26 protein-coding genes and 1 tRNA gene are annotated in these 23,237 nt (G+C 53.6%); 15 read left to right on the top strand and 12 right to left on the bottom strand.

All coding sequences use genetic code 11. The features are described from left to right. Positions 1–26 precede the first annotated feature (26 nt). The 13 genes from ACORNT_RS05900 to ACORNT_RS05840 all read left to right on the top strand — a co-directional run bounded on the left by ACORNT_RS05900 (position 27) and on the right by ACORNT_RS05840 (position 10,272). Positions 27–503 (top strand): DUF2948 family protein, encoded by a 477-nt coding sequence (locus tag ACORNT_RS05900; protein ID WP_321396697.1) that lies wholly within the window; start codon positions 27–29, stop codon positions 501–503. Positions 504–639: 136 nt separating this feature from the next. Further along, a complete protein-coding gene (gene hisG, locus ACORNT_RS05895) occupies positions 640–1,317 on the top strand; it encodes an ATP phosphoribosyltransferase (RefSeq protein ID WP_321396695.1) in 678 nt (225 codons plus the stop codon). Further along, positions 1,307–2,605 carry a histidinol dehydrogenase gene (gene hisD, locus ACORNT_RS05890; protein WP_321396692.1) on the top strand — a complete coding sequence of 433 codons (1,299 nt, stop codon included), beginning with the start codon at positions 1,307–1,309 and terminating at the stop codon, positions 2,603–2,605. The genes hisG and hisD overlap by 11 nt, the downstream gene beginning before the upstream one ends. Before the next feature lie 13 nt (positions 2,606–2,618). Continuing rightward, positions 2,619–3,113 carry a UPF0262 family protein gene (locus ACORNT_RS05885; protein ID WP_321396689.1) on the top strand — a complete coding sequence of 165 codons (495 nt, stop codon included), beginning with the start codon at positions 2,619–2,621 and terminating at the stop codon, positions 3,111–3,113. A gap of 5 nt (positions 3,114–3,118) precedes the next feature. Continuing rightward, the gene (locus ACORNT_RS05880) at positions 3,119–3,616 is read left to right on the top strand and encodes an arsenate reductase ArsC (protein WP_321396686.1); all 498 of its coding nucleotides are present in this window, start codon (positions 3,119–3,121) and stop codon (positions 3,614–3,616) included. A gap of 151 nt (positions 3,617–3,767) precedes the next feature. After that, on the top strand, positions 3,768–3,986 hold the full coding sequence (gene infA, locus ACORNT_RS05875) for a translation initiation factor IF-1 (protein ID WP_321396683.1): 219 nt from the start codon (positions 3,768–3,770) through the stop codon (positions 3,984–3,986). Between the two features lie 66 nt (positions 3,987–4,052). After that, positions 4,053–4,661, top strand: a complete 609-nt coding sequence (locus ACORNT_RS05870; RefSeq protein ID WP_321396680.1) for a nucleoside triphosphate pyrophosphatase — start codon at positions 4,053–4,055, stop codon at positions 4,659–4,661. After that, a complete protein-coding gene (locus ACORNT_RS05865) occupies positions 4,658–6,079 on the top strand; it encodes a ribonuclease E/G (protein WP_321396677.1) in 1,422 nt (473 codons plus the stop codon). The genes ACORNT_RS05870 and ACORNT_RS05865 overlap by 4 nt, the downstream gene beginning before the upstream one ends. Then, entirely contained in the window at positions 6,069–6,263 is a 195-nt protein-coding gene (locus ACORNT_RS05860) for a DNA gyrase inhibitor YacG (protein WP_321396674.1), read from the top strand. Before ACORNT_RS05865 ends, ACORNT_RS05860 begins: the two co-directional genes overlap by 11 nt. Positions 6,264–6,406: 143 nt before the next feature. Continuing rightward, positions 6,407–6,481, top strand: a tRNA-Phe gene (locus ACORNT_RS05855). Positions 6,482–6,683: 202 nt separating this feature from the next. After that, positions 6,684–7,064 (top strand): DUF805 domain-containing protein, encoded by a 381-nt coding sequence (locus ACORNT_RS05850; RefSeq protein WP_321396671.1) that lies wholly within the window; start codon positions 6,684–6,686, stop codon positions 7,062–7,064. A gap of 12 nt (positions 7,065–7,076) precedes the next feature. Next, positions 7,077–9,314 carry an FAD-binding protein gene (locus ACORNT_RS05845; RefSeq protein ID WP_321396668.1) on the top strand — a complete coding sequence of 746 codons (2,238 nt, stop codon included), beginning with the start codon at positions 7,077–7,079 and terminating at the stop codon, positions 9,312–9,314. Next, the gene (locus ACORNT_RS05840) at positions 9,307–10,272 is read left to right on the top strand and encodes a hypothetical protein (protein ID WP_321396665.1); all 966 of its coding nucleotides are present in this window, start codon (positions 9,307–9,309) and stop codon (positions 10,270–10,272) included. The genes ACORNT_RS05845 and ACORNT_RS05840 overlap by 8 nt, the downstream gene beginning before the upstream one ends. A 139-nt stretch (positions 10,273–10,411) precedes the next feature. Here ACORNT_RS05840 and ACORNT_RS05835 read toward each other — a convergent pair whose 3' ends face one another. The 7 genes from ACORNT_RS05835 to ACORNT_RS05805 form a co-directional block, all read right to left on the bottom strand. Continuing rightward, positions 10,412–10,792, bottom strand: a complete 381-nt coding sequence (locus ACORNT_RS05835; RefSeq protein ID WP_321396662.1) for a YigZ family protein — start codon at positions 10,790–10,792, stop codon at positions 10,412–10,414. Positions 10,793–10,877: 85 nt separating this feature from the next. After that, positions 10,878–11,681: a transporter gene (locus ACORNT_RS05830; protein WP_321396659.1), complete on the bottom strand. Its 804-nt coding sequence runs from the start codon at positions 11,679–11,681 to the stop codon at positions 10,878–10,880. After that, the gene (locus tag ACORNT_RS05825; RefSeq protein ID WP_321396657.1) at positions 11,633–12,196 is read right to left on the bottom strand and encodes a hypothetical protein; all 564 of its coding nucleotides are present in this window, start codon (positions 12,194–12,196) and stop codon (positions 11,633–11,635) included. The genes ACORNT_RS05830 and ACORNT_RS05825 overlap by 49 nt, the downstream gene beginning before the upstream one ends. Positions 12,197–12,303: 107 nt before the next feature. After that, positions 12,304–12,804, bottom strand: coding sequence for a hypothetical protein (locus ACORNT_RS05820; RefSeq protein ID WP_321396654.1), 501 nt, complete (start codon positions 12,802–12,804; stop codon positions 12,304–12,306). A 7-nt stretch (positions 12,805–12,811) separates the two neighbouring features. Continuing rightward, positions 12,812–13,507 (bottom strand): C39 family peptidase, encoded by a 696-nt coding sequence (locus ACORNT_RS05815; RefSeq protein ID WP_321398052.1) that lies wholly within the window; start codon positions 13,505–13,507, stop codon positions 12,812–12,814. A gap of 5 nt (positions 13,508–13,512) precedes the next feature. Continuing rightward, a complete protein-coding gene (locus tag ACORNT_RS05810; protein ID WP_321396651.1) occupies positions 13,513–13,890 on the bottom strand; it encodes a hypothetical protein in 378 nt (125 codons plus the stop codon). A gap of 74 nt (positions 13,891–13,964) precedes the next feature. Further along, positions 13,965–14,900, bottom strand: a complete 936-nt coding sequence (locus ACORNT_RS05805; protein ID WP_321396648.1) for a hypothetical protein — start codon at positions 14,898–14,900, stop codon at positions 13,965–13,967. Between the two features lie 394 nt (positions 14,901–15,294). Here ACORNT_RS05805 and ACORNT_RS05800 point away from each other — a divergent pair, with 394 nt between their 5' ends. Both ACORNT_RS05800 and ACORNT_RS05795 read left to right on the top strand, forming a co-directional pair. Beyond that, positions 15,295–16,392, top strand: a complete 1,098-nt coding sequence (locus ACORNT_RS05800; RefSeq protein ID WP_321396645.1) for a c-type cytochrome — start codon at positions 15,295–15,297, stop codon at positions 16,390–16,392. A 111-nt stretch (positions 16,393–16,503) separates the two neighbouring features. Continuing rightward, a complete protein-coding gene (locus tag ACORNT_RS05795) occupies positions 16,504–17,610 on the top strand; it encodes a hypothetical protein (RefSeq protein WP_321396643.1) in 1,107 nt (368 codons plus the stop codon). A gap of 90 nt (positions 17,611–17,700) precedes the next feature. On the opposite strand, the gene ACORNT_RS05790 is transcribed toward ACORNT_RS05795, so the two are convergent. The 5 genes from ACORNT_RS05790 to ACORNT_RS05770 all read right to left on the bottom strand — a co-directional run bounded on the left by ACORNT_RS05790 (position 17,701) and on the right by ACORNT_RS05770 (position 22,997). After that, the gene (locus ACORNT_RS05790; protein WP_321396640.1) at positions 17,701–17,910 is read right to left on the bottom strand and encodes a cold-shock protein; all 210 of its coding nucleotides are present in this window, start codon (positions 17,908–17,910) and stop codon (positions 17,701–17,703) included. 80 nt (positions 17,911–17,990) lie between these two features. Next, positions 17,991–19,361 (bottom strand): DEAD/DEAH box helicase, encoded by a 1,371-nt coding sequence (locus tag ACORNT_RS05785; protein WP_321396637.1) that lies wholly within the window; start codon positions 19,359–19,361, stop codon positions 17,991–17,993. A gap of 261 nt (positions 19,362–19,622) precedes the next feature. Further along, positions 19,623–20,132: a lipocalin family protein gene (locus ACORNT_RS05780; protein WP_321396634.1), complete on the bottom strand. Its 510-nt coding sequence runs from the start codon at positions 20,130–20,132 to the stop codon at positions 19,623–19,625. 143 nt (positions 20,133–20,275) lie between these two features. Then, positions 20,276–22,312, bottom strand: coding sequence for an ATP-binding protein (locus ACORNT_RS05775; RefSeq protein ID WP_321396631.1), 2,037 nt, complete (start codon positions 22,310–22,312; stop codon positions 20,276–20,278). A 142-nt stretch (positions 22,313–22,454) separates the two neighbouring features. Next, positions 22,455–22,997, bottom strand: a complete 543-nt coding sequence (locus ACORNT_RS05770; protein ID WP_321396628.1) for a hypothetical protein — start codon at positions 22,995–22,997, stop codon at positions 22,455–22,457. Between the last annotated feature and the right edge of the window lie 240 nt (positions 22,998–23,237).

Raw genomic sequence — 23,237 nt, 5'->3', positions numbered from 1 at the left:
TGGTGAAACGGTTGGGGAAGGAGCCTATGTTTAATCCATTGAGACTCAAGGCGGAAGACGAGGAAGATCTGCTTGTTATGGCGGCCTATCTGCAGGACGCGGTAACCGTCATGGAGGATATCACCTATCTTCCCGCCGAGCGCCGCTTTGTGCTGATGCTCAATCGCTATACCTGGGAACAGACCTGCAGCGAGACCGGCAAACCGCTGGACGTGGAAAGCAACGCCTGCTGTCGGATACGGACCGGACTGCATTTCAACGACGTGCTCAAAGTCAGCCGCCAGAATTTCCCCGTTACCCTGAAATCCCACGTGCTTGAGCTTCTCACCGTTGAAGCCAGACAGGCAGAGAACGGCAACTGGCTCATCGACCTGATTTTCGCCGGTGATGAAGTCGTTCGGCTGGAGACGGAAATCATTAATGCCCAGATGCAGGACATCGGCCACCCCTGGCCGGCAAAATGCCATCCGAAACACAAGATTCTGGAATCTCTCCGGGACTGAACCGGATTTTTACCCCTTTTTCACCGCAACCAGCATCTTTTCTTCCCAAAAGCATGGATTCAATGCTGGCTTCTTGGGACGCAATTGCGTAAAAGTGGGCGACTTTTGAAATTTAAAAGTGAGTGCCAGGAGAAAAATGTTGTCAAAGCCAGACAATACACCGGAACAGATGATTATGGCCCTGCCAAAAGGCCGTATCCTCGAAGAAGTCATGCCCATCATCCGTGGTGCCGGCATTATCCCCGAAGCGGATTTCGACAACCCGAAGTCCCGCAAGCTGGCGTTCGAGACCAATCATCCCCATCTCAAAATCATTCGGGTCAGAAGCTTTGATGTGGCCACCTTCGTTGCCTTCGGCGCCGCCCAGATGGGTGTTGCCGGCAATGACGTACTGATGGAATTCGACTACCCGGAGATTTACGCACCGCTGGACCTGAATATCGGCCATTGCCGCCTGTCGGTCGCAGAGCTTGCCGATCTCAGCAAGCATGACGATCCCAGCCGCTGGAGCCATATCCGGGTAGCGACAAAATACCCCAACCTGACCCGCAAGCATTTTGCCGGACGCGGGGTACAGGCGGAATGTATCAAGCTGAACGGCGCCATGGAACTGGCCCCGAGCCTCGGCCTGTGCCGCCGGATCGTGGATCTGGTCAGCACCGGTTCGACACTCAAGGCCAATGGCCTGGTGGAAATCGAGAAGATTGTCGACATCACCAGCCGCTTCATCGTCAATCGCACGGCGTTCAAGACCCGGAACGAGGAAATCAGCGAGATCCTGACCAGTATAGGCGAGGCCCTCAATGGTAAGTAAGCTGGACAATCGCAAACCGGGCTTTGAGGAGGACTTCATTGCCCTGCTCAACAGCAAAAGAGAATCCGATCAGGATGTCTCTGACGCGGTAAAAGCGATCCTTGACGATGTGCGCAAACGCGGCGATGCCGCCGTCATCGATTATACGTCCCGGTTTGACCGGCTCGAGCTTACCCCCGAAACCATGCGGGTCAGCGCCGAAGAAATCGCGGCGGCCCGGGCACAGGTCAGCGATGACGTCATGACCGCCCTGCAGGAAGCCGCAGCACGGATCGAGGTCTTTCACAAACGGCACCTGCCCGAGGATGACAGTTTTACCGACGAGGCGGGGGTCACTGTCGGCGCCCGCTGGAGTGCGGTCGATGCCGCCGGTATTTATGTCCCCGGCGGCAAGGCGGTTTATCCGTCCTCCGTGCTGATGAACGCCATTCCGGCCAAGGCCGCGGGCGTGGACCGCATCGTCATGGTGGTCCCGGCCCCGGACGGCTTCCTTAATCCACTTGTGCTGGTGGCGGCAGAGCTTGCCGGTGTCACCGAGATCTACAGGATCGGCGGCGCCCAGGCCGTCGGCGCCCTCGCGTATGGCACCGAAACAATATCACCGGTGGATGTTATTACCGGCCCAGGCAACGCCTATGTGGCGGCGGCCAAACGGGAAGTCTTCGGCACTGTCGGCATCGACATGATTGCCGGACCGTCCGAAATCCTGGTGGTAGCCGACGGTAAAAACGATCCCCGCTGGATCGCCATGGATCTGCTCAGCCAGGCGGAACATGACGAGGTGGCGCAGAGCATCCTGATCACCGATGACGAGGTTTTCGCAAAGATGGTCGCTGATGCGGTCGAGGATCACCTTGCCACCCTGCCCCGGGCCACCATCGCCCGCACCAGCTGGGATGATCACGGCGCCATCATCGTGGTCGGCGATCTTTCCGAGGCCGCCCCGCTGGTCAACCGGCTGGCCCCTGAGCACCTGGAGCTTGCCGTGGACAATGCGCGGGAACTTGCCCGGGACATGAAACATGCCGGATCAATCTTCCTCGGTCGTTATACGCCGGAAGCCATAGGCGACTATGTGGCCGGACCGAACCATGTTTTGCCGACCGCCCGCAACGCCCGCTTCACCTCGGGCCTGAGCGCCCTTAACTTCATGAAAAGAAATACTCTGATAGAATGCAGTCAGGAAAGTCTGGCCCGGATCGGTCCTGCCGCTGTGATCCTCGCCAATGAAGAGGGTTTGCAGGCGCATGGACAATCCATTTCAATCCGGCTGGACAAAAGCGATTGACATCTAGGGGACAATGATGACCGCCGAGACATCAAAACAGCGCATTTGCCATATTGAGCTGGATGAATCGAGCATTATCCGCCGTAACGCCGATATCGAGCATGAGCGGCGGGTCGCCATCTTTGACCTTCTGGAAGATAATCTGTTCTTTCCCCTGGCCGAACTGGAAAACGGTTACGAGGGTCCGTTCCGGCTTCTCCTGCGCATGGAAGACAATCGTCTGGTTTTCGATATCAGCACGGAAAACAGGGATCCCCTGACCAATATCGTTCTGCCGCTGACCCCCTTCCGGCGTATCATCAAGGAATATTTCCTGATCTGCGACAGCTATTACACGGCCATCAAAAGTGCCAGTCCCCGGCAAATCGAGGCCATCGACATGGGCCGGCGCGGATTGCATAACCAGGGGTCCGAACTTCTGATGGAACGGCTTGCGGAAAAGGTGGAACTGGACATGGATACAGCCCGCCGCCTGTTTACGCTGATCTGCGTCCTGCAGATAAGGTAACCCGGATGACGGAATTTAAACGTCCCCCTCTTCCGGACAAGCCGGTACACCTGCCTGCCGACGAGATTCAAAGTGTCCTGTTCATGTGCAACTTCAATGCTGTACGCTCCCCGATGGCAGAGGTTCTGACCCGCCATTACTGCGGCCACCGGATGTTTGTGGACAGTGTCGGCATTCGCCCTGACTCCGATACGGTCAATCCCTTTGCCGCCAGTGTGATGGAGGAAATCGGACTTGATATTTCGGATCATGTGCCCAAGGGGCTGGACCAGCTTGAGGACTCATCCTTCGACCTGATCATCAGCCTCAGTCCCGAGGCCCACCACAAGGCGCTGGACTGGACCCGAACCATGGCCTGTGACGTGGAATACTGGCCGACCCTTGACCCGACTCTGGCCGGCGGCAGCCGCGACCTGATTCTTGAGGGATACCGCAAAGTTCGGGAAATGCTCAAGGAGCGGATACTTGAGCGTTTTGACGTCATGCAATCCCCCGGACTTTAGGCACTGCCCTTGTATTTGGCGAAAGAAACGCCATTTTTAGCCCGAATCCCATAATAATGGTTGCATTTTTCGGCATGTGGCATATTTTCTGCCATGGAAAATGCCGTTTACATATTGAATGGAAACATAGTTTTAGAATTTAGGAGCCCAGATGGCTAAAGAAGACCTTCTTGAGATGAACGGAACCGTGGTGGAACTTCTGCCCAATGCCATGTTCCGTGTCAAACTGGAGAATGACCACGAAATCCTCGCTCATACGGCAGGTAAAATGCGCAAAAACCGCATCCGCGTTCTGGCCGGTGACCAGGTCACCGTGGAAATGACTCCCTATGATCTGAGCAAAGGCCGGATCACCTATCGCTTTAAATAAGGCGGTCGGTGAAACACGGACTGCGCCCCCTTCCCAGAAGTCCCCGGCTTCGGCTATTCTGATATCATGACCGAATCCGCTTCCCGACATATCCCCCTGATTCTGGCGTCCGCCTCGCCGCGGCGGCTCGAGCTTCTGGCCCAGATCGGCATTGTGCCCGACCAGGTCTGCCCGGCCGAAATCGATGAAACGCCGCAGAAGGATGAACTGCCGCGCCCCATGGCGGAACGACTCGCCATTGAAAAGGCGCAGGCTGTCGCCGCCCTGCCCGAAAACAAGACTTCCTATATCCTCGCTTCCGACACCGTCGTGGCGCTGGGCCGGCGCATTCTTGGCAAGCCGCAGGATGAACGGGAAGCCCGTAAATTCCTTAAAATGCTGAGCGGACGCCGTCACCGGGTCTACTCCGGCCTGTGCCTGATCACCCCGGAGGGCAAGATCCTCAGCCGGGCGGTCATGACCGCGGTCAGCCTGAAACGGCTGGCACAGCGGGACATTGACAGCTACATCGCCTCCGGCGAGTGGCAGGGCAAGGCCGGCGCCTATGCCATCCAAGGCCTGGCCGGGCGTTTTGTCAAATCCATCAACGGTTCCTACAGCAATGTAGTCGGCCTGCCGCTGTTCGAAACCGCCAATATGCTGGACGGCTGCGGCTACCGGAGCAAAAACTCATGAGCCGCAAACTCCTTGTCACCAGCGCCCCGGGCGAAATCCGCTGCGCCCTTCTGGAAGACAACCGGCCGGTGGAAATACGCTTGTACCGGGATCACGAACCATCCTATGTGGGCGCCATTTATCTGGGCCGCATCAGGTCGGTGAGCCGGGAACTGCAGGCCGCTTTCGTGGAACTGGAAAACGGACCGGAGGGTTTCCTGCCGCTTAAACTGCTGCCCAAACCGGCGGGCGGCGACAAGACACAGAAAAAACCGGCCAAAAAACCAAAAGACCTGACCCAGCTGGTCAGTGAAGGCCAGAAAATTATCGTACAGGTCACCCGTGATCCCGTGGACGGCAAGGAAGCCTCCCTCACCGGCCGGATCGAACTGCATTCCTCGGGCCTGGTGCTGCATCCGTTCAGGGCCGGCGCCTTTGTGTCCAGCCGCATCAAGGATCCGGACCGCCGTCATGCCCTGAAAAGCTTTGGCGAGAGCCTCGAACTGGGCGGCCTGGGCCTGACCTTCCGCACCGAAGCCGCCGACCTGCCGGACCAACAGCTGGCCGACATGGCGGACAGGCTGCTCGGACAATGGAAGGCCATCGAAAAAAACCTCGCGGTTACCATTGCGCCGAAACTTCTGGCCCAGGGGCCGGAGCCCCTCAGCCAGATCATGCGCACCTTCTCCAGCAATTCCCTGGAGGCCGTTATTTTCGATCATGCCGCCGACATGAAGAAGGCCCATGAGTGGACCGGGAGTTTTGCCCCCGAACTGACCGGGCGGCTGCAACAGGCCGCGGCGGGCGAAGATATTTTCAGCCAGTATGGCGTGGAGGACGACCTCGAGTCCCTGTTTGAAAAACGCCTTCCGCTCAACAGCGGCGGCTGGATCACCATCGAGGAGACCGAGGCCCTGACCGCCGTCGACGTCAATACCGGCGGAGCGCTGCTCTCCACCGACCGAGAACAGCAGATCCTGCGCCTCAACCGGGAAGCGGCGCGGGAAATCTTCCGCCAGCTCCGGCTCCGGGCCATCGGCGGCCTTATTGTGATCGACTTTGTCAATATGTCGGGCAAGGGCGAGGTAACCGCCCTGATGGATGTGATCGACAACCTGATCCAGGCCGATCCGCAGCAAACACAGCGGTCTAACATCTCCGCCTTCGGGCTGCTGGAGCTGATCCGCAAGGCGGATGTAACTTCGCTGGGCGCAAAAATGCTGACCGCACGGGTGCCGCAGCCCAATGTGGCCACCCGGGCGCTGGAGCTGCTGCGCGAAGCGACACTGGATGCCGAGAGAGAGCCGGGCAAACCCTGCAGCCTCAAGGGGCCGGCGGCGGTCCTTGACTGGATCAGGAAACATCCCACCTATAAGGAAGAGTTTACCCGGCGCACCGGCAGCCAGCTGACGCTCGAGGAGGATAAACGTGACCAGTAAAAAACCCGCCAACAACAACGCCGCCTGCCCCATCTGCAAGCAGCTGCCGGAAACGGAAAAATATCTGCCGTTCTGTTCCGCCCGTTGCGCCGATATCGATCTCGGCCGCTGGCTCAAGGGCAGTTACGCGATTCCCACCAACGAGGCCCCGACCGTCATTTCCAGCGACGAAGAAGACTACTGAAGCCGGCGCCTGGGGCCGGGAAGTCTTTTCAACTCAAGTCCTTGTCACAAAAATGCATTTTTTGAATTTCGGGGCTGGACAGTCGCAGCCTTTTTTCCTATAACGCAGCGGCTTGCCTCGATTGCGAGGCTTTGGCCCCTTGTGCCCGGGTAGCTCAGGGGTAGAGCAGCGGATTGAAAATCCGCGTGTCGGTGGTTCAAATCCGCCCCCGGGCACCATTTAAAACACCCCGCCAGCGTGCGGGGTTTTTTAATGGTTTCTGTGCTAGCGGTCAGGACCGCTGTTCGGCCTGAACGAAGCGCAGGAAAGGCGCCAAGAATCTTTTGGGACGCGACAGCCCATAGTGGCAAATCCGTACTCACATTGACCAACGAATAATCTCTACTTATAGTGAATAAATTCACAAGCGCCGGGGGTGTCATGGCTAGGCATGAGATATTATTATCCTTTTTCGATGTATTTTTTACCACATCTGGCCGAATGAGCCGCTCTCGTTACTGGTCAATTTCCCTTCCCTACTGGACGGTATTCTGGCTAGTTTTTACAGGCATAGAATCTCTTCTAGGGCCGGATAAAACATGGCTCCCAACGCTTCTGTTTTTCATTGGAGCTATAAACCTCTCTGCAAAAAGATTACATGACAGAGACAAGGCAGCTTGGTGGTTGTTGCTGGTGATCATACCTGTTATTGGACCTATTTGGACTTTCATTGAGCTTGGCTTACTAAAGGGTACTGTCGGTGATAATAGCTACGGTGAGAACCCTCTTGAAGCTAACTACGATTATCTAACCGTAAAGTGAGGGTAGTCTATAATGAACAGCACAATCATAAATGATGTTACTGGCCTCAATCCTGTCCCTGTATGGGCCGTAGTCAAGCCTCAAACAACCGATGATGTCATCACTGCGGTAAAGCGAGGCGATGGGCCAATATCGATTGGCGGCGGTCGGTTTAGTATGGGGGGGCAAACGACCAGCCGTGACAGTCTTCACATCGATATGCGCCTAATGAACAAGGTACTTCTATTTAATCCTGAAGAGAAATATATCCAAGTGCAGGCCGGCATAAGATGGTGTGATATACAAAAGTTCATTGACCCTCATAACCTATCTGTAAAAATAATGCAGACATATGCCAACTTCACTGTTGGCGGTTCATTAGGCGTTAATTGCCATGGCCGTTACATTGGACTGGGCCCATTAATTATGTCGGTCAGGTGGCTGAAATTAGTGCTGGGAGATGGCTCTGTTATCAAGGCCACTCCCACAGAAAATAGTGAAATATTTTTTGGAGCCATAGGAGGCTATGGCGGACTGGGTATTATTGTTGAGGCCAAGCTGGACCTTGTTGAAAATGAACGCTTAGAACGCACCTCGAAGCGCATGAAAACATCAGATTATCTAAATTATTTTGTAGATAATATTCGCAGTTCTGACGCCGCAGTGTTCCATAATGCTGACCTATATCCTGACCATTACTCCAAGGTGAACGCAGTAACATGGAGTCGGACAAAAAAGGCGGCCACCACGCGTACCCGCCTTCACCCGGTCACTCGATCCTATTGGATTGAAAAATACTTTTTTTGGCGTTTTTCTGAAACATTGAGCGGGAACTGGGTGCGAGAGCATATCATTGATCCATTATTGTTCACCTCAAAGAAAATACACTGGCGTAACTACGAAGCAGGGTATGATGTGGCAGAACTTGAGCCACTATCTCGCGAGAAAAGAACTTATGTTTTACAGGAGTATTTTGTACCGATTAAAGAATTTGAAGCATTCACTTCGAAAATGTCTGAAATTCTCAATCGCTATAAGGTAAATGTAATCAACATATCAATTCGCCATGCTAAAAAAGATCCTGGCAGTTTAATGGCTTGGGCAAATGATGAGGTGTTCGCATTTGTCCTATATTATAAACAACGTACCAGGGAAAATGCACGGCAACGCGTTGCACTATGGACGAGAGCGCTCATTAGTGCGGTTCTGGAGCATAACGGAACCTACTATTTACCCTATCAAGCCCATGCAACACACGAGCAATTTCACGCTGCATACCCCCGAGCACGAGAATTGTTTAGCCTGAAAAGCAAATACGATCCCGACTTTCGATTCCGAAATGTGCTTTGGGATGCATATTATGGCCCTGACAAGCGCGTTGAAGAACCTGCTGAAAAGCCTGCCTCTGAATTTCACAAAATCTATAAAAGTGTTTACTGGAGAGATCGCTTTTATTTATTTTTACAGAATGTCTTTCGACTGTTCCCTGAGGATCGTTTTCACACAATGATTATTGAGGCAGTCCATCAGTTCAATACTGACGAAGAAATCTACAAATATATTCAAGCCAACCTTCCGACCATTAAACCCGCACTGGCTGATTTTACATATGCACTACCCGCATTAAGAAAACAAAAGGCCGTTATAAGCGGACAGACTGTTTCGTTGCTGGAGTCAGAACGCACTTATAATGGCTATCTGGAGATTGGCTCGACTGGACGATATTACAGCGCTCTCAAAAAACTTTTAAAATTCAAGGGCACAGCATATTTTACCAACTATATCGCCCCAACAAAGTCACCACCCGACATTATTGATCGTGGTCAAGTTTCGGAATTTGGGCCCTATTTTGACCTGAATGACTATGCCCCAATTTCCAAGGATCAAATCCCCTCGGAAAGCCTTGACCTAGTGACATGTTATATTGGCCTTCATCATATTGAGCCAGGAAAACAAAAAGCCTATGTGGATTCAATTGCCCGCACTCTTCGTCCCGGCGGGGTATTCATTCTCCGAGATCATGACTCTGCATCAGACGAGATGAAGGAATTAGTTGCACTTGTCCATACTGTTTTCAATGCTGGAACGGGTGAAACCTGGAAAACGAATACTGATGAACCACGTTACTTTCAAGGGTTAGACCATTGGGTCAGCCTTGTGGAAGATTGCGGCTTAAAGGATCAGGGGCAGCGCCTGTATCAGGACCATGACCCTTCCGATAACGTCCTGATGGCCTTCATAAAATGCAACAAGCGAGACAAAGATGCCTAAATTACTCCTACTGGCCCTTCTTTTTTCCTTGATTACATTAGCCGCGAATGCTGGGGATCTTACCACACCCGAGGACCATGTCCGTTCAGGGGATCAAACCTTTCTGACCTTTCCAGAATGGTATCTGGTTCACAGCCCGACAGAATATGCATCTTATCTTGAAAACAATAAGCCCAGCGGGTTCCCCTACTTCGCCCATATTGGCCAGTTCTGGCAAAGTTATAAAGCCGTGTACGATCGGGTGAAAGAGGACTATCCGTTCAATGGCGAATATCATACTGTGGTTTCGGTAATTGGTATCAGCACAACAGCGGAATATGGGGTAAAAGGTGCCTATGAACTTACATTCGGCAGACTATCTGAGGCAACACGCACCCATGGCATGACTGATGAAGACAGAATTGCCCATCAGGAAGCACAGAGTTATGCTGACTTTATACTTGAACGCCCATGGTATGAATTTGATTTCATGGGTAGCCTTTCCAATCTGTGGACCGATACAAGTTTCTTTGCTCCTGACATGATCCGGAAGCTGGAACGCAAATACTTCCTGACGTCCGAATATCTTATCAAAGCCTTTTATGCATGGGTCATTGGACAGGGTACAGGGGCTAGCTTCGAAGCTCCTATACACCAAACATCTGTCATAACAGACAAGAATGAACTCTTGATGTTACCCAGATACAGACCCTTCACCTATGCGTCTAATGGTCACGCTCTTAAAGGTGAAAACTTTGTCGAGATTGCAGGAAACAGAGGGACTATTGTCCTCAGCGTATGGTCTTCTGCCGATTGGGAACCGCTCAGCATCAAGGCCAAAACACTCTTTATCCAACCTATTATTACTATCCCTGGTCAATATAGATTTGTTGTTGAATTGGCTGTATCTGATTTGGCGGAGGCTTTAAGAACGATCAAGGCAAAGAAGATTAAACTCGAACATATATACGACTTTTAAAAATCACCTTTTTTTAGCAGCCACTCTTGGGAACCACTTTCCCCCGGCCATCCTGCTGGTTTCAAGAGGTTTCTGAATTTCGGTATGAACCATTGTTCGCCTAGGCTGTTGCATCACACCCCTCAGACATCAATGCCCTTTACGAAGATCCATCCTCTGGATCATGCTTTTGGGAAGAATGATCCAGGTAATAACGCACCGCGTCCTGGACATGGCGGAAGCGGTCGCCGCCCAGATGCTTGCCGCCGTACCAGCGGGTGACCACCACAATATGGTTTTCAAGCTTCTCCCGCTCCAGCATACGCACGATCACCAGCCCGGCCCCGGCCTCGCCGTCATCATTCTTGACCGGAGTACCTTCGTGGATAAACGCCCAGCTGTTATGGGTGGCCCTGGCGAACTTCTTGTTGCGGCAAAGCTCTTTGATAAAAACCCGGGCCTCCTCAGGCGACGCACAGGCCCCGCCCGATACCGCATATCTGGATCCGCGGTCGGAAATTATCCCGTTGAATATCTGCATAAGGCCTTTATAAAGGCGTGAGGAGTGAAAAACAACAGAAACCAGCCACGAATGCTGTAAGCGCTGTTACAAACGAGTCCCCCCCTCAGAAGGTATAGGGATAGCGTATACTGACCCGCAGGTCGGGGGCATCCTCGGTGATGCCGGTGCCGATGGTCAGGCTGATGCTGCTTTTATCCGAGAAACGGTAGCTGCCGCCAAACAACAGGGTGCCGAGCTGCAACGTGCTGGCGACCGGCGAATATTCCCCGTTCTGTCTGGTTTTCATGACGATACTGTGATCATAGCTGGCGCTGACCGATAGCTTGTCATTGAGCGCGAGACCAAGCCCCAGGCTGGCACCGATGCTGTCACCGGGATCGACGACGCCGTAGATTCCGCCGATGGTGCGCTTCATATTCCAGGTATAGTTCAGGTTGGCAAACAGCACCGCCGGGTCGGACGGGAAAATGGCGGTCAGACTCGGCTGCACGCTCCAGAAACCGGTCCCGGTCGGCAGCTCTAGTTCAACACCGGTGACGGGATCGCGCGCAACCTCAAACGGATCGCTGCCTGTCGGGGCCTTCAGGCGAAGATTGCCGACCAGAAACGGCCAGCCGCCGCCTCCACTGTTAATCTGATAATGCAGGGCAAGTTCGACGTCGCCGATGTCGGACCCGCTGGCACTGGACAACAGATCGGCGCTTGCCGGTTCGCCGACCGGGCGTCCGATTGTGGTATCGTTGCGATAGACAAAGGGAACCTTGGCTTCGACCTCGAGGCGATTGGTGATGCCGTAACGCGTGGTCAGCGACGGCACCAGGGTATCCCTGTTGGCCTGGCGAACGGTCACATTGCCGATCAGAATGCCGGGCAGGATGGTAAAGCCGGTGACTTCCGCCCGGTCCACATCGGCACGGAAATATTCAATCGAAGGCTCGATGGAAAACCTGCCGCTGCCGAGATCAGAACCCCGCCGCGATCCGCAAGCACCGTGACTTCAGGTTTCTTTTCCGGCGGCCGCTCCCCGACCACATCCGGTTCGGGGGCTGACGACAGTTCGGGCGATTGATCAGGCGGTGCGGCCTTGACGCTTTGTTGCGCAGTCTGGACATTTTCCTGTACAGGCTGTGCATGTTCCTGCGGAGGCTGGGCAGTTTGTTGCTGCGCCTGCGCCATCGTCTGCTGGATATAGGCCACCAGCGCATCTATGCGCTGCTGCTGCGCCCTCAGCGCATTGCGCTGTTCAGCAAGCGCCTTCTCCTGCTCGGCAAGGCGCCGTTCCTGTTCTGCGAGCACGGCCTGTTGCTGACGGACAATTTCTTCGATCGACAGGGTGTTAACGGCTGACGGCTCAGTGTGCCCGGCCTGCTGGGCAATAGCCGGGGCCGACAAAACAAGACCTGCAAGAAACAAAGTACCCACAAATGGCAAGGCCCCGGTTGTCACTTGTCTCCCCCTCAAACTGTGATTTTTATGCATGTCTTCGCCAGCCCCTGTTTTTGACGAGAATTCTTATTGTTATAGCGTATCTACTGCATCGATAACAAGGTATCCAGACCGAGCAGGGCCTGACTCTGGATATCAGAGGCTAAAGTGTCAGCTATCGACAAGTTCATAAAAATGTCGACGCTGCGGCGGATGACGACATCATTCTGTGTGTTCTGAATGATGTTCGCGATGGACGGAGCGCCGGCAATGCTGTCCGGCGTCATGACATTGTTTTCACCGACCTGCACTATGGTGGTTTGCAGGGGATTGGTATCGCTGTTGCTCCAACTCCACTGGTTGACATTTACGCCATTGACTTCCGTGTGCGCCACGATCGCAAAATAGACCACTGTGCCATTGCCAAGCGCAAAACCGCCGCGCATCTTTGCCAGCTCACTCTCTTTTACCGCGGCAGAAAAAACAGAAGACCCCATATCTTCAGCCAGTACCGGTGACGCAAACCACAACAGCGAAAACACAGCCAGCAGCGTCGAAACACCGGGCCGTATCATCCTCCTGTTTTTCAATGGTTCCGTCATCATTATCCCGTCAGAATTCGTTCGTTGATTTAAGCATCCAGGGCTGCAGCATCAACACCTTGGTCGCGCGGATATCTCGCAACGGCGCTTTTGGTCTCGTGCTCCAGGCCGACGCGAGATTAAAGGTCGGTCGCGCCAGCTGCATTTTATTTTCGATGACAAACAGCAGCCCGTTCCACATCGCCTCGAACGCGGTGCGATCGTAAATCCTGAGCCCGAAGGCCGGGTCGCCGACCAGAACCTCGCTGTCGGTAACGCCTTTGACGACAACGAAATGCTGATATCCGCCCAGATTGATCAGGACGATTGCCGGAATTCCCACCCCCTTCAGGGTATCCAGGGATTCATAAAATCCGTTGGCGACATAGCCCTGGTTCTCCAGGTATTTCTTGATATCAAGCAGGGAAAAACCCTTCTCCCGGATTGCCTGCTGGTCCCCGGCCTTGAACATGGCGACGAACAGCTCCTCTTCGGCGACCGGCTGGCCGTAATGATAGGTCAACAGGGTCGCAAGCGCCCCCGACCCGCAGCTCATATCATAACGCTGCTCGACCACGTCCCGGAAACGTTGTTCGCGTATACTGTTGACTTCCACATGTGCCACCGCCCCGCCCGGCAGCCGCACTTCCATTTCGGCCGCACCGGACAGGTTTGTACCACCCCCCAGACAGGTAAAGAGGATGAAAAGAATACCCAGCCCCTTCATCACCCTCAGTTACCCCCGGGTTTTGAATTGATGGTAATGAAAATATTCGTTGCATTCTCGATAAGAACGTTGTTACCGGCGTTTTGAACGACCGTAGAGATCGACGCCGAATGATTGAAGGCATTGTCAATTGTGTTGGTCTGTGTGACCTCGGCATCGCCGTTATAAATGACACTGTTGCCGCTGACTTCAGATGAGTTTGTCACTTCGCCTGGATTGAACGGGTTCGCCATGCCCCGCGCGTCATCCAATGCTTCCGGGCTTGCTTTTTTAGCAGCCGGGAATGCCGCGATATCTTCATCCGCATAAGCGGGCGAAAAAACGATTCCCGGCACCAGTCCACAACACAAAAAGAACGCCAGCCTTATAGTAATGCTAGACATATGAATTCTCCACTTCAAGTCGTTGAGCGGAAATTCGGGTGGCGGCAGAATGCCGTCACCCGTTTCTGGATTGATCAGGAATCGGGGAGACTGCCACCATCCAACGCATTGAAGTTCGCGATGAAGGTAATGGAGTTCCCTGCGCCCACAACGGAATTGTTGCCTGTGTTCTGGGCAATCGCGGTCTGGCCTTCGGACGTGACATTCAGCAGGCTGCTGGCCTGGTTGACCATGTTGGCCCCTTCGCCTGCACTGATGCTGGTGACGTTCGACGTCACTGATGCCAGAACCAGGTTTGAACTGACCATGCGGGAGCGGTCAAAACCAACGTCATTGCCACTACCGGCACCGACCGTCCAGGATGTGTGGTCAGAGTTCAGGCCACCACCGGCCGCGCTGGCGACACCATCACCCACAGCTGCCTGCAGGTTTTCCCCCGGCGTTTCGGTATAAGTCCCGTGACGTTCAGTGGATTTGTTGCCGTCGGCGTCGCTGATTGTGATATCATCAACGGTTACGGCGATCAAAGGAATGCCGTTCAGCACGGTTTGTTCGTTGGTTTCCCCCTGGTTGACGACAAAACCAAGTGCGTTACCGGCACCGGCGGCGGACTGGTTGCCGCTGTTCTGTGTCAGGGCAGATTGACCAACGGTCGACACACCTTCGAGACTCGACATGTTGCTGACATCGTTACCTGACCCGGAAAGGATCGTCTGGTTTCCGTCGATGGTTGCAGCGACGCTGTTTGTGCTTTCCAGATCTGACTCGGAAACACCGACGTCAGTGCCCGGACCACTGCCTATGGAGTAGGCGAGATGGTTCGCATTCTGTCCGCCACCATCAGCGATGGCCGAGCCATGTGAAGCAGACTTGGGTGCTTCAATCACCGGAGACCCGCCTTGAGGCTCCCCGCTGCCGCCGTTGTCTGCCTCCTGCGCGAACGCTGATCCCGAATAAGTAAAAGCAGCCACACAAATGGAGGCATATGCTATCAGTTTAGTACGCATCATAATATTTTCCTCATTGTTGCTAATCTTGTTACCCGCTGCCAAGACGGCAGCCATCCAGCCGCCCACAGGACTCTGAAATAACTGAACGCAAACTTAAAGGGACTCAAACTAAAATGACTCTGAAGAAGGCGGCTAGTCATTATAGTTAATAAACAGTTAACAGGGCAATGAATTGATTAGAGTCAATTAATAAGCGTTTTTCGCATTTTTCTTAGAACAGACCTAAGATTCATTCGTATTCCCGAGTCGCGATTACCTGCACTTTCTGACTTTGTTTTCTTCGCAATTCATTTGAACCCCTGCGACGTCATCTTTATAAAGAGAAGGAATCTACAATAAATAAATGTCAAACCAGACGGAATTGACAGAATAATACATACGGGGAATATAACAGATGACATCAGTTAAACAGCTTGCCGCGCTGCTGATCGGCCTTGCGGTCCTCCCGGCCACCACCTCGATCGCCACCGCGCACGAAACCCTGCCGCCGCCACGGGAACTGACACCGGAACAAAGCGAGAGAGCCGCCGTCAATTACCAGAAATATTGTGCCCTGTGCCACGGTGAAAACCGGGAAGGCTATGCCAACGATCACGCCCCTTCCCTGAAAAGCAAGAGCCTGATGGAATCCGGCGTCCCCCATGCCATCCTCCGGCCCATGTCCTATGGCCGGGTGGGCACCGCAATGGGCGGCTATCTGGACGAAGTGGGCGGTCCGCTGACCCTGGACGAAACCTGGGACCTGACGTACTGGCTCTACTGGCAGTCCGGGGTAGAACGGGTCAAGCTCAGCACCGAGCCGGTGCGCGGCGACATCAAACGGGGAGAGCAGGTATACAAGGAAAATTGCACCACATGTCATGGCGTGAACGGTGAAGGGGTAAGCGCCCCGGCCCTTGGCAACCAGTCCGCCTTGGCCCATAATACCGACGAAGTGATTCGCCATGCCATCCGCAACGGCCGCCAGGATACGCCAATGGTGGCCTGGACAGGCAAATTATCTGATGAAGATATCGACAATGTCACCGCCTTCCTGCGCAGCCGGGCCGACGGCTGGGAAATACAGAAACCTGTTCTGAAAAAGATACCAACCCCGGATCAGTATGTCATCAACCCTGAAGGGGAAGATCCCGACTTTGTCCTGTCAGACGGGAAATATGTATCCTCCGCCGATCTTGACGCCGCGCTCAAGGCCAAAAAGAGAATGGTCCTGCTGGACACCCGGGTCGCTTCGGTCTGGCAGCGGGTGCATATCGAGGGATCAATCCCGATTCCCTATTATTCCGACTTTGATGCCCTGGTCAAGGATCTGCCCAAGGATGTGATGATAGTCGCCTATTGTTCCTGCCCGCGGGCAGCCGCCGACCATGTAATCGGAAAACTCCAGGAGCGGGGATACAGCAAGACCGCCGTCCTCTGGGAAGGCATTTTCGGCTGGATGAACCTCGGCTATCCGGTGATGCGCGGCGATATCCGGGAAGAGGGCGAGTAAGGTTGTTTGGCAGGTACAGGTCTTTCCAAATGTTGAAAAGTTGCGCACTTTCAACTAGAAACCGGATGACCGTATAAAAAAGATTTATTCACTTTCTGGAAAGAACCCTCAATGACCACATGTTTCACCCTTCCAAAGTGGTATGACCTGCACACCCATTTCCGTCAGGATGAAACATTGCCGGCGACCGTAAAGGACCATGTGTCGATGCAATGCGCCGGCGCCCTGGCGATGCCCAACACCGCCCCGCCGGTCGGCAAGGTGTTCGAACGTGACCGGGTCGCCAATTACAAAAGCATTGAACAATATCGCGTGGAGATTCTGGAAGCGGCTGGCGGGTCCTTCACAGAGGTGATTGTTCCGCTTTACCTGACCCGGGATACAACGCCGCAGATGATTGAACAGGGGGCCGCATCAGGCCTTCTCAGGGCGTGCAAATATTATCCCCCGCATGGGACGACCGGTGCGGAATTCGGTGCCCCGCTTGAACGATTTATGGAGAATGGCGTTTTCCAGGTCATGCAGGATAGCGGGGTGACACTCTGCATTCACGGCGAGGAACACGGCCTCGCGGCGGAACGTTATTTTGACCGCGCGGAAAATGCCGAAGAGATTTTTTACAAAGAACATATGCCGCGCCTGGTCGACAGCTTCCCGGAATTACGTATTGTCGGCGAGCATCTGACAACAAAGGTCGGGGTGGAGTTTGTCCGGCAGGCGCCGGACCATGTGAAAGCCAACATCACGCCGCAGCATCTGCTCTATACCGTCGGCAGTCTGCTCAACGGCCTCAAATATCACCTTTATTGCCTTCCGCTGGTGAAATTCGAGGAAGACCGGGCTGCTTTGCGTGACGCCGCCACCGCCGCGGATAACACAAAATTCTTCGCCGGTACGGACAGCGCCCCCCATACTAAGAAAACGACACCATGTGGCTGTGCCGCCGGATGTTATACCGGCGGTATCGCCCCCCAGCTTTATGCCCAGGCGTTCGAGATAGCCGGCGTTGATCTCGGCACACCGGCCGGGCAGGCTGCATTGGAAAATTTCCTCTGCACCATCGGCCGGGAATATTATGACCTGCCAGACCCTGGCGAAACCTTCACCCTCGAGAAAATGCCGGAAGAGGTTTGTCCCTTAACAATCGGCGACCAGACCATTATTCCCCTGCCGCTTGGCATGGAATGTGACCTGCCCTGGCGAATAAAATCCCGGTAAGAACATTCGGGGAAAATCCCGCGAAAGACGCAAAAAGGGCGCTGACTAAAAGCAGTCAGCGCCCTTTTTTCTTACTGAAAGATCTGCCGATTAGGCTGTTTTCAGGTTAATCGCAGAAGTTTTGCCGGTTTTGCTGCTGACTTCAGTGTCATAAGAAACCTGCTGACCTTCATCAAGGCTTGAAAGACCGGACTGTTCCAGAGCGGTGATGTGAACAAACACATCGGCGCCGCCGTTATCAGGAGCAATAAAGCCATAGCCTTTTGTAGGGTTAAACCATTTTACAGTACCATCATTCATAATAAATTTCCTTTTGGTTGATGATGAGGCGGCAACCGCGCCGCCCAATGTTTGTTATTCACATGTGTCCCTCAGGGACCTCATGCTACGCGTGTTTGTTTCTGGGTTGATGTATTGCTTCCGGGAACTTTCAGAAAGCGAATTTCACTGAGCGGATGACTGCCCTGTCCGGTCATTCCCTGCTCGGATGCTCCCTGTCGGGGGGATTCTGTTCGGGAGACGTTCTTCCGGGGTCCGCCTCTGCGGGACGCCGGCCGCGGCTTTGCTTTCGCAGCAGTATGTTTCCGTTCCGGCATATCACGTGCTGTACGCTCCGTCGGAGCCGGGTCATTTCCGCCTGCACGTCTGATTTTATTGCCAATCAGCTTTTCAATGTCCGCCAGCAATCCGCTTTCCGACGGATCGCACAGGGAGATGGCCTGGCCGGACTTGCCTGCCCGGGCCGTTCTGCCGATGCGGTGAACATAGGCTTCTGCCACATTTGGCAGTTCAAAGTTGAAGACATGGGAAACATCGTCGATATCAATACCCCTTGCGGCCACATCAGTGGCAACAAGGACAGGAGTCTCTCCATTCCGGAAAAGCAAAAGGGCTTTTTCACGCTGATTCTGGCTCTTGTTACCGTGAATGGCGCCCGCGCCGATGCCGGCAGCGACAAGCTGCTTGCTCAGGCGATCGGCGCCGCGCTTGGTGCGGGTAAAAACAATCGCACTGCTCACGTCTTTGGCCTGCAGGAGCTCGATGAGTGTTCCCCGCTTGTTTTCCTTGGCCATAAACTTCACTGACTGCTCGATACGGTCAATGGGTTTTGCCGCCGTGGCAACAGCTACAGTCTGCGGGTCCTTTTGGAATTCCTGGGCCAGCGATTTGATTTTTGCCGGCATGGTGGCAGAAACCATCACGGTCTGGCGCTGTTTGGGCAAATGGCCCATAACCCGGCGAATGGCGGGATAGAAGCCAAGATCCAGCATCTGGTCGGCTTCATCCAGAACAACAGTCTCAACCTTGCCGAAACCTATGGCGTTTTGGGAAAATAAATCCTCCAGCCGGCCCGGTGTGGCAATGACAATGTCAGCCCCGTGCTTCAGTTTCTGTATTTGTGGACCGGGTTTTACGCCGCCGACAATGCAAACAGTCCTGAGCGGCAGATTTCCCGCCAGGCTATGTGCATTTCTTTCAATCTGCAGGGCCAGTTCACGGGTGGGGGTAAGGATCAGGAAACGGCAGGATTTCGGCCCGCTTTTTTCGTTGCGACGGCAAAGTATATCCAGGATTGGCAGCAAAAAAGCGGCCGTCTTGCCCGTGCCTGTCTGGGCAATGGCGATGACGTCACGGTTTTTCAGCTGCGGGGGGATGGCCTGCGCCTGAACCGGCGTAGGGTTCGATAATCCTTCTGCTGACAGAGCAGAAAGGAGGTGCCCGGACAAGCCAAGCTCTTTAAAGGTAGTCAAATGTATTCTTTCTCCGTGCCACTGGGACTCTGTTCAGGCCAAAGGCCTTCAGGTCGGGACACTTAATATCAGGGAAGCTCGCGCAAATCAGCCGCCGGTAGTTTAAGCCTTTACGGCTCGGGTGAAGGCAACATCCTTGTTCAGAAACATTGCAACCACGGGGCAAATGCCGATGCATTAACATCATTTACGCGCAAAGCCTGCATGGCTTAGAACATTAATTAAAAGAAAAAGCAAGGTAATTCGTGACCACCCTGCATTTTACTGCTCCGCATCGTCCGGTTCCCTGGCGGCGATTTGTGCATTATAGATCAGCCGGGACACGTCATAGCCCATATCGGCCGCCTGTTTGACCAGCCCGGTCCGGAGCATTTCTGGCATGTCCGGCGATCGGGCCAGGATCCAGAGATAGTCTCGCCCCGGCTCGCCTACCATGGCATAATCATAATCCTCTCCCAGCGCAATAATCCAATATCGGCCGGACAGGAAATCAAGTTTTATACCCGTCAGAACAAACTGCACCCGCAATTTGGCATTGGAGGTCTTGTCTGTGACCCATGCCCTCGCAGTGGCGACTTTTGGTTCTTCCCTACCGGCTATTTCGCAGCTGTTGACAACCTTGATATCCCCGTCATCACGCAGGCTGTATTGTGCGGCACTGTTAATACAACCTTTCTGGAAACCATGTTCGATCCGGGCAATTTCGTACCATTTACCCAGATAGCGGCCCAGATCCACATGAGGAACAACCTCAAGTTCCGGCGCTGCCATAACTGGCCCTGAAACCAGACCAAGGCTGAATATACAGGCTAATCGATATATGTATTTCATGGACATGAACCGCAAACTGTTTGCATTGAGTTTCTATACTATTTTGTACGCAAACCCGGACTATCCGGATCATGGGCCTTACGTTATTCTCCGGCTTCCATCGGCAGGTCAATCCAGAAACAGGATCCCGTACCGAGGGTGCTTTCAAAGCCGATTCCACCCTTCATGGCCTCGACCAGGGATTTGGCAATTGACAGGCCGGCACCAGTTCCCTCGATACCCGACTGTTCCATGCCCGCCCGGTTGAACGGCATAAAGACATTGCCGAACTGGTCCGGCGAAATACCTATGCCATCATCTTTCACACTGATGCGCACATGGCCATCATTCTTTTTTTCCACCGACAACCAGACACTGCCGTCATCCCGCCCATATTTGACCGCATTGGAAATCAGGTTGACGAGGACCTGTTCCAGACGGATCTTGTCAATCAAAACAGGAGCAAGTCCCTCGGGTATCTTACCCTCGTGAAGCTGAACCTGCTTCCTCTTGATAAGATGCTGGACCATAGGCACAACATCATGGACAACTTCCCCGACATCACACGGCCTGAGATCAAGCTCCACCGCTCCTGTTTCAATTTTTGACAGATGCAGCAGATCGTTGATCAGTTTCAGCAGCAGGGCCGCCCCTTCATGAATATGATCAATATACTCTTTTTGTTTGGCGTTCAGTTCCCCGAATACCTGCAGCCGCAATGTTTCCGAGAATCCCATCACCGCATTCAGGGGCGTGCGCAATTCATGGCTCATATAGGACAGAAATTCAGACTTGGCCTGATTGGCGGCTTCTGCAGACAATTTTGATTCCAGAAGATCCTTTTCCCGCACCCTTGCAAGCGCAGTTGCCTGGGATTTGATCCGCAGGATATAAAGCAGAACCCCCACACTGAAACACAGGACGATCACCAGACCGATTCCCATAAAACGGAAAGTTTCCTGTTCCTTCAATGACAGCCGCTGGATTTCATTGTCCCGCTGTAACAATTCAATCTGCTGCTGGCGTTCCTTTAGCTGGAATTCCGTTTCCAGCAGGGAGAGCGCCTTGACGATATTCTCGCTGGCAAGATTGTCTTCATATTGCAGGGTCAGGTCCTGATAGCGAAGCGCCTCTTTATAATCCCGTTGTTCACGGGCGAGCTTTGACAATAGCCCGTAGATTTTTGCCAGATTGATGGCGTCCTCGTTCTTTTCGGCAATCTGAACTGCCTTGTCGGCGTAATATTCCGCGTCCTCTATGTTACCCCTGTCAAATTCCACCATACCCAGAAAATGATAAGCGACAGTCTCAAGTGGTTCGAGACCGCTTTTCTGTGCTTCCCCAAGGGCAAAAAGAAGGTATTCCGCCGCTCTCTCATACTGTCCGGAATAATAAAGAACCTCGCCTGAATTTTCGAAGGTATAGGCAATGGCAAGCTCATTCCCCATTTTCTGCGCCAGTTCACGCGCCATATCCAGATACCCCAGGGCCTGGGTTGCGGTACCGTTTTCCACATGCGTGAAGCCCAGATTATTCAATGTCCTGGTATAAAGAAAAATATCTTTTTCCGGGTCCAGAAGTTTAAGCGCTTTTTCATACTCGACAATCGCCTTGTCAAACAGCTTCGCTCCGACAAACAGGCCGGCAAAATTCAGATTTGACGAGGCCAGGCCTCTCTGATCCCCGGCCCGGTCATATTTTTCGTAGGCGCGCTGGTAGGACTTCATTGCCTCTGGCAGCTGCCCCAGACCCTCCAGGTTCCGGCCGATACTGTGATAGACATAGGCGATTGTCCTGTCTGTCACATCGCCGTTTGCCGCCATCTCAAGGGCCTGGCGCCCTGTCTCTAAGCCTGATTTGAAATTTCCAAGTCTGGCCTGGGCACCTGACTGGAGTCCCATCAATTCAACTTTTTCCTGAAGGGAAAGCGCGCTGTTCTTCTTTTCCAGAATGTCCCGGGTTCTGTGCAGGGCCTGCTGCGGGTCGGAGTCAATCTGTTCCCGGATAGCTCCCAGAACCCCGGCTGTCAGGGCCGCATCTTCAGAGCCATGATCAATATCATCCGCCCACAGGACATTGCCAACCTGCGCCGCAACTGTCAGGATAATAAACAACATACTGAGAAAACGACAAATCCGCATAAAATGCCTGGCTCTTTTTATTATTTCGTACCAAATACTTATTCGAAATAACTAACATACTATCCTCAATAACTTCTTAAATAAAGCATTCTGTGCTTCAGGTGCGGAAAAGCAGCCGGAAAATCGGTATCCGGAAGGAGTATCACATCCCCCCGGGCGGACGTCCGCCGCCGCTACCAGGCGGGATGCCGCCGCCGGGACGCCCCCTGCCGCGCAGGGCTTTCATGGCATCCTCAATTTCCTCGTCAGTTACCGTACAATCGCCATTCAGATCCAGCCTGGCAAAATGGTCGTCCTTTCGGGCGGCAAACTCCTGCCGGGAGACAACACCGTCCTGATCCTTGTCATATATAGCCAGATGATCGCGGGCATAGGCGGGATGGCTCCAGGGCGCCTGTCGGAATTCCTCGAGGTCGAGAACATTGTTCCCGTCCCGGTCATTCTCCGCAAACATTCTGTCCTGCTTCAGGGCAACATCGTCACAGGTAATCCGCCCGTCCCCGTTAACATCCAGCCGTTCCTTCATTTCTTCCAGCCGGCCTTCAGGATTTTGCGGGCCGGGTCCCGGACCTCGCCCCGGCCCTCTTCGGGGGGCGCAGGACACCAGAATCGCCGCCGCGACAATCAGACAGATCACACCCGGCAATCTGCCCACCCCGTTTTTTTCTCTATATTCTGTCATCATCAATAAACCGTTCAGATATCCCCGCCCACCTTTATGATACGGATTGATCATCCTCACCTTTCGTTTTTTTGGGCACCCCGACGTGAGCAGAATATTCTTCTGACTTTCAGCCTGCACATGAAGAGTCCGCAAATGACCGCATTTCTGGCGATTCCACGCCCTTAACCCTTCGTTAACCATGAGTCCCGCAACAGGGCCCAGACAGCACCAAAGGATATTCCGTATAAATATCCCTTTGAT

This window comes from Emcibacter sp. (assembly GCF_963675455.1).
Classification (GTDB): Bacteria; Pseudomonadota; Alphaproteobacteria; order Sphingomonadales; family Emcibacteraceae; genus Emcibacter.
This window is presented reverse-complemented; position numbering and strand designations above follow the sequence as displayed.

Coding starts and splice junctions, on each gene's coding strand:
- ACORNT_RS05900 (WP_321396697.1), top strand. CDS start 27: ATGTTTAATCCATTGAGACTCAAGGCGGAAGACGAGGAAGATCTGCTT.
- hisG (WP_321396695.1), top strand. CDS start 640: ATGTTGTCAAAGCCAGACAATACACCGGAACAGATGATTATGGCCCTG.
- hisD (WP_321396692.1), top strand. CDS start 1,307: ATGGTAAGTAAGCTGGACAATCGCAAACCGGGCTTTGAGGAGGACTTC.
- ACORNT_RS05885 (WP_321396689.1), top strand. CDS start 2,619: ATGATGACCGCCGAGACATCAAAACAGCGCATTTGCCATATTGAGCTG.
- ACORNT_RS05880 (WP_321396686.1), top strand. CDS start 3,119: ATGACGGAATTTAAACGTCCCCCTCTTCCGGACAAGCCGGTACACCTG.
- infA (WP_321396683.1), top strand. CDS start 3,768: ATGGCTAAAGAAGACCTTCTTGAGATGAACGGAACCGTGGTGGAACTT.
- ACORNT_RS05870 (WP_321396680.1), top strand. CDS start 4,053: ATGACCGAATCCGCTTCCCGACATATCCCCCTGATTCTGGCGTCCGCC.
- ACORNT_RS05865 (WP_321396677.1), top strand. CDS start 4,658: ATGAGCCGCAAACTCCTTGTCACCAGCGCCCCGGGCGAAATCCGCTGC.
- ACORNT_RS05850 (WP_321396671.1), top strand. CDS start 6,684: ATGGCTAGGCATGAGATATTATTATCCTTTTTCGATGTATTTTTTACC.
- ACORNT_RS05845 (WP_321396668.1), top strand. CDS start 7,077: ATGAACAGCACAATCATAAATGATGTTACTGGCCTCAATCCTGTCCCT.
- ACORNT_RS05840 (WP_321396665.1), top strand. CDS start 9,307: ATGCCTAAATTACTCCTACTGGCCCTTCTTTTTTCCTTGATTACATTA.
- ACORNT_RS05835 (WP_321396662.1), bottom strand. CDS start 10,792: ATGCAGATATTCAACGGGATAATTTCCGACCGCGGATCCAGATATGCG.
- ACORNT_RS05820 (WP_321396654.1), bottom strand. CDS start 12,804: ATGATGACGGAACCATTGAAAAACAGGAGGATGATACGGCCCGGTGTT.
- ACORNT_RS05815 (WP_321398052.1), bottom strand. CDS start 13,507: ATGAAGGGGCTGGGTATTCTTTTCATCCTCTTTACCTGTCTGGGGGGT.
- ACORNT_RS05810 (WP_321396651.1), bottom strand. CDS start 13,890: ATGTCTAGCATTACTATAAGGCTGGCGTTCTTTTTGTGTTGTGGACTG.
- ACORNT_RS05805 (WP_321396648.1), bottom strand. CDS start 14,900: ATGATGCGTACTAAACTGATAGCATATGCCTCCATTTGTGTGGCTGCT.
- ACORNT_RS05800 (WP_321396645.1), top strand. CDS start 15,295: ATGACATCAGTTAAACAGCTTGCCGCGCTGCTGATCGGCCTTGCGGTC.
- ACORNT_RS05795 (WP_321396643.1), top strand. CDS start 16,504: ATGACCACATGTTTCACCCTTCCAAAGTGGTATGACCTGCACACCCAT.
- ACORNT_RS05790 (WP_321396640.1), bottom strand. CDS start 17,910: ATGAATGATGGTACTGTAAAATGGTTTAACCCTACAAAAGGCTATGGC.
- ACORNT_RS05780 (WP_321396634.1), bottom strand. CDS start 20,132: ATGGCAGCGCCGGAACTTGAGGTTGTTCCTCATGTGGATCTGGGCCGC.
- ACORNT_RS05775 (WP_321396631.1), bottom strand. CDS start 22,312: ATGCGGATTTGTCGTTTTCTCAGTATGTTGTTTATTATCCTGACAGTT.
- ACORNT_RS05770 (WP_321396628.1), bottom strand. CDS start 22,997: ATGATGACAGAATATAGAGAAAAAAACGGGGTGGGCAGATTGCCGGGT.